Source organism: Neorhizobium sp. BT27B (genome assembly GCF_050455485.1).
In the GTDB taxonomy this organism is placed as follows: Bacteria; Pseudomonadota; Alphaproteobacteria; order Rhizobiales; family Rhizobiaceae; genus Neorhizobium.
On record NZ_JBCIYT010000003.1, the window covers coordinates 220157 to 232345 of the forward strand.

Below are 12189 nucleotides of genomic sequence, written 5' to 3' on the forward strand. Positions count from 1 at the left end.
TCCCCGGACCCGTCCTCTCAAGCTATGTCTCTGCCGGGTGGACGGATGGGCGGCCGGGTTTGGGACAGGTCTTTTGAAAAAAATTATTGGCGCAGGATCGTCAGGTAGGGGCCGAGGCGTGTCACCTTGATGCCGATCGCTTCGGAAAAACCGTCGAGCGCGGTCTGCGGATCGGTGAGGTCGAGGCTTCCGGAGATTTTTCGCGTCGCCAGATCGGATTGGGCGATGACGATACGGCCCGGAAGATAACGGGCGATTTCGTCGACGACCGCCGCAAGCGGACGGTTTTCGAAAACGATGCGGCCCTGCCGCCACGCGGTCGCCATGCCGATATCGGCCGGTTCGACCGCACCCAGTTGGCCGTCGTCGTCATAGGAGAGCTGGTTGCCTTCCGGCAGGCGCTGCCGGCCGTCACCGGAGAGCGAGGTCACCATGACGGCGTGTTCGGTCACGGTCACATGCGTTGCGTCGGCGGTGAGGTTGATGTCGAAGGCTGTGCCGAGTGCCGTCGTCGATCCATGGCCGGCCTCGACCACGAAAGGCCGGGCAGGGTCGGCAGCCACCTCGAAATAGGCCTGGCCGCGCAGCAGTTTAATCCGGCGTTCGTTGCGCTCCATATGGATCGCGATGGCGGTTTCGGCATTGAGTTCGACCCTGGAGCCATCGGCCAGCGTCAGGTGTTGCGGCTGGCCGGTGCCGGTGATGATGTCGGCACGCAGGCGCATGGGGCCGTCAGCGGCCATGAATGCGCCGGAGCCTGCCATGATGACCAGCAGTGCCGCCACCACGTTGCGGGCGCGCAGCAGCGGCTTGTGGGCGGCTTTCTGGGCAAAGTCGAGGTCGCTTTTCAGGAGATGGCTGGCATCGCCCATGGCGCGGCGGGCGCGTTCGTACACCACGGCGCGGGCAGGGTCCTTGGCAAGCCAGGTCTGGAACTGCGCCTGCAGCATCGGGTCATCCGGCTCGTCCTGCAGACGCAGCAGCCAGTCGACCGCCTGTTCGCGCAGTTTTCGGTCGTTTGCCTTGTCGTCTGACATGGATCCGGCTTTTTCCGCTCTGCTGGTCATCGGGGTCAGAGTGTCTCTTCCAGCCTGTCGAGGCAATGCAGGTAAGCCTTGCGCAGATGACGGTCGACCATGTTGCGGCTGATTTTCATGCGCAGCGCGATTTCATCGGACGACAGGTTGCCGACGCGGCTGGCGATGAAGACGCGGCGTCTCTGCAGCGACATGTCCATGATGGCCGTCTTGAGAATGGCGATGCGGTATTCGAGATCCAGTCCCTGATCGGGCGAGGCGATCGGTGCGCTGACCAGCAGTGCTTCCTGCTCGCTGCCGGAAAACAGGCAGGCTTCGAAACGCTGGCGCCGGAAACGGTCGATGCCGAGATTGACGCAGGCGCGGATCAGAAACGCCCTCAGCGACGTCTTGCCTTCCAGCGCCGTCTGCTTCTGCCGCAGGCGAACATAAACGTCGTGGACGATTTCCTGGGAATTTGCAGGGCTATGGCCGCGGCGGCGCACGCTTGTGCACAGTTCCTCGTAATGCGCCAGCAACGCGCTATCCAGCAGGGCTGTGTGGCTGGTGGTCGACGTGAAGTCGCCGGAGGAGGAGGCGCCGAAATGCGCGGTCATGGCAGTCCCGGAGGTGGCGGTGGATCACCGGTCTCTTAGACGCCATGGACAGGCAATGCAACAAATATGATTTTTATCATCATGTTTATTGATGCCCTCTTTTGGAGAGCGGGTCAGCAGGCGGCGGCGGCTGTCGGTGGCCGCCTGCTATCAGAGCCGTATCAGGCCTTGGTCAGCTTGACGATGGTGGAGCTGCCGCCGCGGCTTTCGGTAACGGCATAGACGGCGCCATCGGGGCCGACCTTGACGTCGCGGATGCGCGCATCGAGCGGCACGCGTTCTTCATGAGCTACCTTGTCACCATCCATGTGCAGCACGACGACGCCCTGCGATCCGAGACCGCCGACGAGGAAGGCGCCTTTCCATTCGGGAATGGCATCGCCATCATAATAGGCCATGCCGGAAGGGGCGATCACCGGGTCCCAGTAATAGACCGGCTGTTCGGTTTCGGCCTTTGCGGTAATGCCGTCGCCGACCGCCTTACCGCTATATTCGACGCCATAGGTGACTTCCGGCCAACCGTAATTCTTGCCGGCTTCCGGGCGGTTCAGTTCGTCGCCGCCCTTGGGGCCGTGTTCCACCGTCCAGAGACGGCCCTGGCCGTCGAGAGTGGCGGCCTGCAGGTTGCGGTGGCCGAGGCTCCAGATTTCCGGCCTTGCGTTTTCGGTGGAAACGAACGGGTTATCGGGCAGGGCCTTGCCCTCGGCATCGATCCGGAAAACCTTGCCGAGGCCGCTCGAAAGCTCCTGCGCCTGCACGCGTGGTTCCGCATCCGAGCGCTCGCCTACCGTTACGTAAAGCTCGCCCTGCGGGCCAAACACGAGGCGGGAGCCAAAATGCTTGTTGCCGTCATAGCTCGGCATCTGCTGGAAAACGACCTTCACGTCTTCGAGCGTACCGCCGCCGGCATCGTCTGGCACCAGCTTGGCCGAAGCGACCGAGGTGCCGTTGCCGTCTTCACGCTGTTCGGAAAATGAGAAGTAAATCTTGCCGGAGGTTTCGTAGTCGGGTGCTAGCGCCACGTCGAGCAGGCCGCCCTGTCCGCCGGATAGGACTTTCGGCACGCCCTTGATTTCGGGGCCGGCTTCGCCTTCCTCGGAAATGATATGCATTGCGCCTTCCTTGGCGGTGACCAGCATGCGGCCATCGGGAAGGAATTCCATCGACCAGAGATGCGGCAGGTTTTCCGCCACGGTCTCGGTGGCGATTTTGGGCATCTGGGCGGGCTGCGGCGCACGGGTCTGGTTGGCGAAGGCGGGCTTCTGGTCCGGGGCGTTGGCGGCCTTGGTTTCGGCCGGCTTGCCTGCCGTTTGCGCAAGGACCGGGCCTGCAAGAACAGCGGTGGCCAGCATGGTGCCGGTGAGAAGACGGGCGAGGCGCGTCATGGTGAACTCCCTTTCATCGTGATCGTCTCTGGTGCGTGGACGTCTCCTATCTAGGGCGTCATGCCGCCAGAACCGCACACGCAGTGTTCAACATAACTTTATCGGATTTCGGCGCCCGTTCCGGCGCGCTGACAAACAGATTCAATCACTTGCGATGTTGAATCCGCTTGTCGCCGCAAGTGCGTGTTTGTGGCGGCTTATTAGCAATCACAAACCCAGCAAGGTCAGCATGATGAAAGTGGCAAACAGCACGAAATGCGTCATGCCTTCGATGGCGTTTGTTTCCCCGTCATTGAGGTTGATGGCGGCGACGATGAGAGTGATGACAACCATCACCGTCTGCACCGGTGTCATCGCCATGACAAAAGGCTGGCCGGTGTAAAGCGCGATCGCCTCCATCACCGGCACGGTGAGGATGACGGTGGACAGCGAGGCACCCATGGCGATGTTGATGACCGATTGCATGCGGTTGCGAAGGGCAGCGCGCAGGGCCGTGAGGATTTCCGGTGCGGCTGAGATCGACGCGACGATGACGGCCATCAGGGCAGGCGGGGCGGATGTGCTCTCAAGACCTGTGTCGAGGAAGGCGGCCATGAACTCTGCGAGAAAACCGATGACGACGACACCGAAAAGGATGACGCCGATGGAGACGGCGGCGCTGGTCTCTTCTTCCGGGGCGCTGGTCGGTGCCGGTGTGGTGGCCGGCTGTGGCGACAAGGGTTGCGAGCCGCCGACGCTCGCGGCCGCAGTCGCCGGTCGTGCTTTCGTATAGCTGTAGCTGAAGAAATAGCTGTGCGGCCCGACCTGCATTTTCAGGAACAGGGCGTAAAGCGCGATCATCGCAATGATGGTGAAGCCGGAATAATAATGCCAGCGATCGTCGGGCACGAATTCCGGCACGATCATCGAAATGCCCATGGCGGTGAGGATCATCACGCCATAGGTTTTGCCCGAATTGTCGTTATAGGGCTGTTCGCCATGACGCAGGCCGCCGAGCAGCGCGGCGAGGCCCAGAATGCCGTTGATGTCGAGCATGACGGCCGAATAGATCGTGTCGCGCACCAGGGTCGGCGAGGTGCTGCTGCCGAGCATGATCGCAAGGATCATCACCTCGACGGCCACGGCTGACAGCGTCAGGATCATCGTGCCATAGGGATCGCCGACCTTGTGGGCCAGCAGTTCGGCATGGTGGGCAACGCGGGTGGAGGCGAGCACGATCACACCGATCAGCACGGCGGCGGCAATCAGCGACACCGTTTTGCCGGCGCCGATCAGGCTATGTTCCACAAAGATGCAGGCGATGGCGACGATTGCTGCCAGAACGAGCGATTTTTCCTGTTTCGGTAGTGCCGCGATATTCGCCATGATTCCCATCAAAGACATGTGTCAAAGCCTTGGGATCTAATGCCGACATGGCAGCCATCAAGGGCGCATTTTGCGCCTTGGCGGTATTGGTGCCATAGTAACGTCAGACGGGTGGGAACTTCGGGCCTTCTCGACGCTTCTCTCCTGCACGCGAATGCCGGCTGGATTTTTATTGGCTGATGCTGGCTGCGCGCCAAAAGACAGGCCAAAAGCAAGGAGGGAAAGCATGACCAAGGTTGTCTATCAGGTCGTCAGGCATGATGGCGGCTGGGCGTATCGCCTGGATGGAGCCTATTCCGAAGCCTTTCCGACACATGAGGATGCGCTCGCTGCAGCCCGCATCGTGGCGGCCGAACAGCAGGTCGGCGGCGAACCGGAAGAGATCAGCTGGCAGGATTCCAAAGGCGTCTGGCACACCGAATACAGCGATGGCGGCGACCGCCCGGAGGCCGAGGTCGTGGATGATGACGAGGCGCGTCGAGCGTAGGCAGGTTTCTGCAGGTCTTAAGGAAAAAGGGCCCGCCAATGGCGAGCCCCCAATCAGTTCGTAGCGTGCCTTATTCGGCCGCAACGGCTTCCAGCGACGGATAGTCGGTGTAGCCCTTGGCACCGCCACCGTAGAAGGTGGCCACTTCCGGGGCGTTGAGCGGCGCACCGGTCTTCAGGCGCTCGACCAGATCCGGGTTGGCGATGAAGGCGCGACCGAAGGCGACGACATCGGCGTAACCGCTTTCGATGGCGGCCTTGGCGCTTTCGCCGTCATAACCGTTGTTGACCATCCAGGCGCCCTTGCCACCGGCATCACGATAGGCGGCCTTCAGGGCGTGGTAGTCGAACGGCTTGCCACCTTGCGTGAAATCACGCGGGCCACCCGTTGCGCCTTCGATGACATGGATGAAGGCGAGATCGCGCTTGCCGAGTTCCTTGGCGACATAGTCGAACAGGGTCTGCGGATCTTCCTCGGTGATGTTATTGGCAGGCGTGACCGGCGACAGGCGCAGGCCGGTGCGGCCGCCGCCGATTTCGGCAGACACGGCTTCGACGACTTCAATGAGGAAGCGGGCGCGGTTTTCGATCGAGCCACCATAGTCATCGGTGCGCTGGTTGGCGCCGGTCTTCAGGAACTGGTCGATCAGGTAGCCGTTGGCGCCGTGGATTTCGACACCATCAAAGCCGGCGTCGATGGCTGCGCGTGCGCCTTTGCGGAAATCATCGACGATGCCGGCGATCTCGGACAGGTCGAGTGCACGCGGGTCGGAGGTTTCGACGAAGGCGCCGCTGCCATCCGGGTTGACGATATAGGTCTTGCCATTGGCCGGCAGGGCAGACGGCGCAACCGGCGCGCCGCCATTCGGCTGCAGTGAGGTGTGCGAGATGCGGCCGACATGCCACATCTGCGTGACGATCTTGCCGCCGCGCTGGTGCACGGCATCCGTCACCTTCTTCCAGCCCTCGATGGCCTGCGGCAGGTAGAGACCGGGAACGTCGGCGTAACCCTGGCCCTGCTGGGTGACCGGCGTGCCTTCTGTGATGATCAGGCCTGCGGTGGCGCGCTGTTCGTAATAAACGGCGTTGAGATTGTTGGGGATCGCCTGCGGCGAGCGGTTGCGGGTCAGGGGCGCCATGGCGACGCGGTTTTCAAGGGCGATATAGCCGACGGTGATAGGATCGAACAGGCTGGCCATGAGGGCTCCTTTTAGCTGCCTTTGGAATTTCGGGTATCAGAGAGTGTTGCGCAGCTCCTCGATGAAGGCTGCGATACGGTCCTCGTTGCGCTGGTAGAACGACCACTGGCCGACGCGCTTGAGCGTGATCAGGCCTGCCTTTTCCAGCACGGAAAGATGTTGGGAAACGGTAGACTGCGACAGGCCGCAGCACTTTTCGAACTGGCCGGCGCAAATGCCCATTTCGACCGGATGCGCCTGGCTGCAGAAATGATTTTCCGGCTCGCGCATCCATTCGAGGAACTCGACGCGCTTCGGATGGGAGAGAGCCTTGAGGATCTCTGCCTTTTCCGTCGGCTCAATCTGCGTTTTGTTCATATCGGTCATTGCCGATATATAAATCGGTAAAATACGATTTTAAGGGGCGGTGCCGGATTTTTCTGAATCGCGGGCAAAAAAATGGGCCGACGGAAGAACCGCGGCCCGTAGGTATGAAGGTTTCAAAACCTCCAGAGGGGAACAGCCGGCAATGACGACGAGGGGTGTCGCCAACGGGGCCGGCTAAGCAATGAGATGGGGTGTCGGAACCGGGATGGCAAGGGCTGTTTGCCGCTAAAAAACATTTTTGTTGAGGCGGCAGAAAATCTGTTCCGCTGCCCTTCACCACTTGGATCCAGGCAAAAAAAGAGGGCCACCGGATTGCTCCAGGGCCCTTTAGGTATGAAGGTCAAAAAACCTCCAGAGGGGAACAGCTGATGCGGTGGAACTGGGAGGAAAGCCACCGTGTGCATCAACTGAGTGCGATATGGGCGTTTTTTGTGCAGGTCACAACGCTTTATTGTGCAATCCAGCTATGCCTTGAGTGCAAGGCTTCCGTCGCGTGGCTGTCATATTTGCAAAGGTTGCGCAAAACGCGACGGATGGAGCATGAAAATGCTCCATCTCGTGTCATCCGGGTCAGAAGTTCCAGTTGCGCGCCTTGGCGACGATGAAGTCACGGAAAACTTTGAGCTTTGCCGCGTTCTTGATTTCATCGGGATAGCAGAAATAGGTGTCGAAAGAGGGGATGTCGGCATTTATGGCCAGCTGGATCAGGCCCGGATCGCGGCCGACGATATAATCCGGCAGCACGGCAATACCGATTCCCAACAGGCAGGCGCGCTTGATCGACGTCTGGCTGTTGATCTGCAGGTGAGGGGTGCGCGGGTTGTCCGACGATCGACCGGCGTCTTCCAGCCAGTTCACGTCCAGCAGATAGTTGGGGGCCGGCTGGCCAAAGCTGATGATTCTGTGGTTGTCGAGATCCTCGACCGTCTGCGGCTCGCCGAACCGGTTGATGTAGGAGGGCGCCGCATAGACGTGCATGTGCACGGTAAACAGCTTGCGCTGAATGAGGTCGGACTGCTGCGGCTGGCGAAGGCGGATGGCGCAATCGGCGTGACGCATGTTGACGTCGACTTCCTCGTTGTCGAGGATCAGCTGGATCGACATTTCCGGATAGAGCTGCAGGAATTCCTGCACCTTGTCGGTGAGCCAGCCCTGGCCAAGGCCGACCGTGGTGGTGACGCGCAGCTTGCCGGACGGTTTGTCGGTCGTCTCCGTCAGCTGCATCTTCACCGTTTCGAGCTTCAGAAGCACGTCATGGGCAGTGCGGTACAGCAACTCGCCCTGTTCGGTGAGGATGAGGCCACGGGCATGGCGGTGAAACAGTTTTACGCCGACATCCTGCTCGAGCGCGCTGACCTGACGGCTGATCGCCGACTGGGACAGATGCAGCTTGTCTGCCGCATGGGTGAAGGACCCAGCCTCCGCCGCAGCGTGAAAGATGCGCAGTTTGTCCCAATCGAGAGGCACCACCATGCCTTAGTCCTCTTCGTTGTTATTCGGCAGCTTCTGCGACCGGCAGGATGCCGGCGATAAAGCGTTCTGCTTCAAGGGCTGCCATGCAGCCCATGCCAGCAGCGGTAATTGCCTGACGGAATGTGTCGTCGGTAACATCGCCGGCAGCAAAGATGCCGGGCACATTGGTCGCGGTCGAATCCGGAGCCGTCCACAGATAACCGTTGGATTTAAGTTTCAGCTTGTCCTTGAACAGTTCGACAGCCGGTGCATGGCCGATTGCTACGAACACGCCATCGATCGTGCTGTCGCTGACGACACCTGTGCGGGTGTCGCGCAGGCGCACGCCGGAAACCGACGGCGGCATCGGCGGCTTTGCCGGTGTGCCAGTAATTTCGGCGATCTCGGTGTTCCAAAGGATCTTGACGTTCTCGCGCTGGAACAGGCGTTCCTGCAGAATCTTTTCCGAACGGAAGCTGTCGCGGCGATGCACGACGGTGACCGTCCTGGCGATGTTGGAGAGATAGAGCGCTTCCTCGACGGCGGAATTTCCGCCGCCAACGACGATAACGTCCTTGTTGCGATAGAAGAAGCCGTCGCAGGTGGCGCAGGCAGAAACGCCAAACCCCTGAAACACCTGTTCGCTCTCGATGCCGAGCCATTTGGCCTTGGCGCCGGTGGCGATGATCAGCGTGTCCGCGGTCCAGACCTGTCCGCTATCCGTCCTGACGGTGAAGGGGCGGCTGCTGGTGTCGACTTCGGTCACGAGGTCATTGACGATCTCGGCGCCGACATGTTTTGCCTGACCCAGCATCTGTTCCATCAGCCAAGGGCCCTGGATCGGATCGGCAAAACCCGGATAGTTTTCGACATCGGTGGTGATCATCAGCTGGCCGCCCTGTTCCATGCCAGCGATCAGGACCGGTTTCAGCATTGCGCGCGCCGCATAGATGGCGGCGGTGTAACCGGCCGGGCCGGAGCCGATGATGAGAACCTGAGTGTGACGGGCAGACATGGGACGATCCTTATTCAGTGCCGCGGCGGAAAGCCTGTGATGATTGGAAACCGCATACCTATATGGGTATCAAACCGCATTCCACCGCCGGCGAACGTTCATTTATGATTGTTCCATGCGGATATTCAAGGGCAGCCATGCGTTTCCAACAGGTCTTGAGCCTTCTGTGCAACAATCCGTCGCGATGACGGAACTTTGTTGCGGAATCTGCCGATTTCGATAGAGGATGCTTGCGTGAAACCGACAGAAAGGCCGTGCCGTGATCCGCGTAGAACTCGACAGTATCGATCTGAAAATTCTGCGGGAACTGCAGGCGGACGGCCGTATGACCAATGTCGAACTGGCGGAGCGAGTCGGCATATCGGCGCCGCCCTGTCTTCGGCGTGTGCGCAAGCTTGAAGAAAGCGGCATTATCGAGGGCTATCATGCGATGCTGAGCGGCCCGAAACTCGGCTTCGACCTTGTCGCCTTCTGCGTGGTTGGCTTGAAGCACCAGTCCGAAGCCAACCTCAAAGCCTTCGCCGCCGCGACCGAAAAATGGCCGATGGTGCGTCAGGCCTGGATGGTGTCGGGCGACAGCGATTTTCTACTGCACTGTGTGTCGGAAAACCTGACGCGCTTTCAGGACTTTGTCATCGAGGTGCTGACAGCCAACGAACATGTCGACACGGTGAGGACCATGCTGACGATCCGGCAGGTGAAGAAGACGGGGCTGGTGGAGGTGTGAGGGGCGCGCAGGCAAAGCGCTTCCGCTTTGTTATGCGCTCTCGACCAGATCCATGATTTCCTGTTCGGAATAATCTTTTCGGTTTCGCACCTGCCAATGCACGAATGCCGTGTCGCCCGGTGCCGCTTTAACGAGACGGTTCTCGTCCAGTGCCGCAGCCTTTACAATATGGTTCCAACGCTGTTCCAGTATGGTGAACTGCATCCCCTGTCTGAAGCACGCCATGCCAAGGTAGTTCTGGTCCAGGCGATAGAAGCGCGGCAGAAATGCCAGACGCATTGCGGCAGAATAGGCCGTGATATTGGGAAAGTTCCGGCGCGCTGCGACAAGCCCCTCGCGGCTGTAGACAATGACGCCGGAATTGAAGGCGCGTGTCTTTCCGTCTGGCAGGCGTGGAGGGCTGGCCCTGAAAACGCCACCGCAAACCATCGCCCAACGATTGTCATTCCGATCGTTCAGCCAGCGGGGACGATCCTCGCGAATTTCGGCTGCCAGTTCCTCGACCATGCCGATATGATCGACGTCGCAGGTCAGGATATCGGCAGGCGCCGCCTGCTTCGGATAAACATCCGCGTCGATGTAGATGACCCTGTCATATGCCAGAAAGCTGTCGTCATAGATCGGGCGGAGCGCATGATAATATTCAGAATATTTGCCTTTGAAAAAGTCAGGATTTTCATCGAAGCGATAGTCTGCGCCATGGCGCTGCGCATAGGCTTTGAATAGTCGTGCGCTTAAGCCGGCATAGGCCGGAACCGGCCCTTTCCAGAATTGGTAGATAAGAGTTTTCATTCAAAGCTCCGAGAAATCACTTCCGCCGTTCCGGTGTCATCGGTGTCTGTCGGATTGCCTTGTAAAATCGACGCGAACATTCACCTGACAGGAAAACGGATTAAGCCTGCTTCCCGATACGGCCCTGTTGAATTGGCCCCAAAATCGGCGGGCCTCACGCGCAACTTTCTGGCCAAGCGTCTTGCGTTTGCGGTTGACCTCCCAAGCCCGTGTAATGTCGCTGGACAATGCCTCTGCCGTTTCCCCTATGAACTGGTCTTGTATGCAGAGTGCAGGCATCATTTGATAGATCGACATGCGGCTGAACAGAGAAGACGCGGGATCGAACAGAATCTGGTCGATGGCCATATGCACGCTACCCATTTCGTTCAGCAACCTGCTTGCGCTATTCGGCGTCAAAATATAGCCGGCCATGCCAAAATGTTGGCCGAGCAGTTTTGCCAGGCTGTGCCCGTGCTCCAGCGGAACGCGTGTTTTCGAGACCGCTGTCTTCCATTTCCTCACCGTCTCGATCTTTACGATTTCGGCGTCGGCCGGAACCCAGTCGCCCGACTTGAGAAATGTCGAAGCTTCTGCCGAAAAATGAATGTCGTCTTCCAGAATAACCGCGTGACCGCTTGGCATCGCCGCGATCTTTTCCCAGGCGTGCCGGTGGCTGAGCATGCAGCCGACCTCGCTTGGAGACAGACAGAGGCTGCCATCCGGCTTTCTTTGCGACCAGCGAGCAACGTCTTCGTCACTCAGCTTCTTGCCATCGACGGCGTCAAGCCGCTCGAATTCCAGCCCTTGCGCACCAAGAAGTCTCTCCATGCGCTCCAGGCGTTCGGGATTACGCGCCAGATTGATGACGAAAATCTTCATGACCCGCTACCTTTCCTCTCGTCGCTCGTATAGATGCTGCCGAAACTCAGTCGTCTTCCGCGCCTGAGACATTGTTGTCGACGGATACGAGACATGACCGGCCTTCTGCCTATATCGGGCTTCATCATCTGCCTCAATGAAGAGAACTATCTAGGGCGCTGTATCGAAAGTCTCAAAGGTTTTGCCGAGATTGTCATCGTCGATTCTGGCTCAACCGACAAGACCTCAGAACTCGTTCAATCCTACATCGACAAGGGCTGGCCGATCCGGTTCATGTATGAGCCATGGCGCGGTTATGCGGGCCAGAAGCAGTTTGCGCTTGAGCAGTGCAGCCAGCCATGGTGCTTCAATATCGATGCGGACGAACGGCTGGACGATCAGTTTCTTGGGCTGCTGCCCAAACTGGTGGAAGCGCCCGCGGATGTGGTCGGATGGCGGATTGCGCGCCGTCCCTATCTGATCGGTTATGGTTACACGCCCGAAAACGTGCGTGAACGCCAGAACCTGCGCATGATCCGCAGCGGCAAGGGGCAATACGACCTCAGCCAGAAGGTTCACGAGGGGATCACGCCTGAAGGGCGGGTGAAGGACACGCCAACCGGCAGCCTTCTGCATTTCAGGCCGCTTCTTCTCGACGAGCAGATTCTCAAGGAAAACAAGTACTCCACCCTGAAAGCCGATCAAAAGTTGGCTGAAGGCAAGAAGTCGAAGCTGAAGAAATTACTATTTTCGCCAACCGTCTATTTTCTTCGGCTGTATTTCTTCAACGGTTTGTGGCGCTGTGGTGTGCCGGGCCTCATTCAGGCGATGACGGGGGCGTCCTATTCGTTCCTGACGCAGGCCAAGATCTACCAGCGCAATGCACTGAAAAAACATCCGATCGAGGATCGTATCGAGCGGTAAGCCGT

General features: G+C 59.4%; 13 protein-coding genes. 3 read left to right on the forward strand and 10 right to left on the reverse strand.

What is annotated here, in order from left to right:
- Positions 1-83: 83 nt before the first annotated feature.
- From AAIH70_RS09785 to AAIH70_RS09800, 4 genes are all read right to left on the reverse strand, one after another.
- The gene (locus tag AAIH70_RS09785) at positions 84-1037 is read right to left on the reverse strand and encodes a FecR family protein (RefSeq protein ID WP_165931932.1); all 954 of its coding nucleotides are present in this window, start codon (positions 1035-1037) and stop codon (positions 84-86) included.
- 35 nt (positions 1038-1072) lie between these two features.
- The gene (locus AAIH70_RS09790) at positions 1073-1633 is read right to left on the reverse strand and encodes an RNA polymerase sigma factor (RefSeq protein WP_132272059.1); all 561 of its coding nucleotides are present in this window, start codon (positions 1631-1633) and stop codon (positions 1073-1075) included.
- A gap of 161 nt (positions 1634-1794) precedes the next feature.
- Positions 1795-3018 carry a PQQ-dependent sugar dehydrogenase gene (locus AAIH70_RS09795; RefSeq protein ID WP_430033928.1) on the reverse strand — a complete coding sequence of 408 codons (1224 nt, stop codon included), beginning with the start codon at positions 3016-3018 and terminating at the stop codon, positions 1795-1797.
- A gap of 207 nt (positions 3019-3225) precedes the next feature.
- Complete coding sequence (locus tag AAIH70_RS09800; RefSeq protein ID WP_430033930.1) at positions 3226-4383, reverse strand: calcium:proton antiporter; 1158 nt, start codon at positions 4381-4383, stop codon at positions 3226-3228.
- A gap of 226 nt (positions 4384-4609) precedes the next feature.
- On the opposite strand from AAIH70_RS09800, the gene AAIH70_RS09805 reads away from it, so the two are divergent.
- A complete protein-coding gene (locus AAIH70_RS09805; RefSeq protein WP_132272062.1) occupies positions 4610-4870 on the forward strand; it encodes a DUF2188 domain-containing protein in 261 nt (86 codons plus the stop codon).
- A gap of 70 nt (positions 4871-4940) precedes the next feature.
- Here the strand turns inward: AAIH70_RS09805 and AAIH70_RS09810 are convergent, their stop codons facing one another.
- From AAIH70_RS09810 to trxB, 4 genes are all read right to left on the reverse strand, one after another.
- Positions 4941-6068 carry an alkene reductase gene (locus tag AAIH70_RS09810; protein WP_132272063.1) on the reverse strand — a complete coding sequence of 376 codons (1128 nt, stop codon included), beginning with the start codon at positions 6066-6068 and terminating at the stop codon, positions 4941-4943.
- A 36-nt stretch (positions 6069-6104) separates the two neighbouring features.
- Entirely contained in the window at positions 6105-6425 is a 321-nt protein-coding gene (locus AAIH70_RS09815; RefSeq protein ID WP_132272064.1) for an ArsR/SmtB family transcription factor, read from the reverse strand.
- 579 nt (positions 6426-7004) lie between these two features.
- Positions 7005-7901 carry a LysR family transcriptional regulator VtlR gene (locus AAIH70_RS09820; protein ID WP_165931952.1) on the reverse strand — a complete coding sequence of 299 codons (897 nt, stop codon included), beginning with the start codon at positions 7899-7901 and terminating at the stop codon, positions 7005-7007.
- A gap of 25 nt (positions 7902-7926) precedes the next feature.
- Complete coding sequence (trxB, locus tag AAIH70_RS09825) at positions 7927-8901, reverse strand: thioredoxin-disulfide reductase (protein ID WP_132272066.1); 975 nt, start codon at positions 8899-8901, stop codon at positions 7927-7929.
- A gap of 259 nt (positions 8902-9160) precedes the next feature.
- Here trxB and AAIH70_RS09830 point away from each other — a divergent pair, with 259 nt between their 5' ends.
- On the forward strand, positions 9161-9628 hold the full coding sequence (locus AAIH70_RS09830) for an Lrp/AsnC family transcriptional regulator (RefSeq protein ID WP_132272067.1): 468 nt from the start codon (positions 9161-9163) through the stop codon (positions 9626-9628).
- A 30-nt stretch (positions 9629-9658) separates the two neighbouring features.
- On the opposite strand, the gene AAIH70_RS09835 is transcribed toward AAIH70_RS09830, so the two are convergent.
- Both AAIH70_RS09835 and AAIH70_RS09840 read right to left on the reverse strand, forming a co-directional pair.
- Positions 9659-10420, reverse strand: coding sequence for a glycosyltransferase (locus AAIH70_RS09835; protein ID WP_132272068.1), 762 nt, complete (start codon positions 10418-10420; stop codon positions 9659-9661).
- Between the two features lie 36 nt (positions 10421-10456).
- Positions 10457-11281, reverse strand: a complete 825-nt coding sequence (locus AAIH70_RS09840) for a glycosyltransferase family 25 protein (RefSeq protein WP_132272069.1) — start codon at positions 11279-11281, stop codon at positions 10457-10459.
- A gap of 93 nt (positions 11282-11374) precedes the next feature.
- Between AAIH70_RS09840 and AAIH70_RS09845 the strand changes: the two genes are divergently transcribed.
- On the forward strand, positions 11375-12184 hold the full coding sequence (locus tag AAIH70_RS09845; RefSeq protein ID WP_132272070.1) for a glycosyltransferase family 2 protein: 810 nt from the start codon (positions 11375-11377) through the stop codon (positions 12182-12184).
- The last annotated feature ends 5 nt before the right edge of the window (positions 12185-12189 follow it).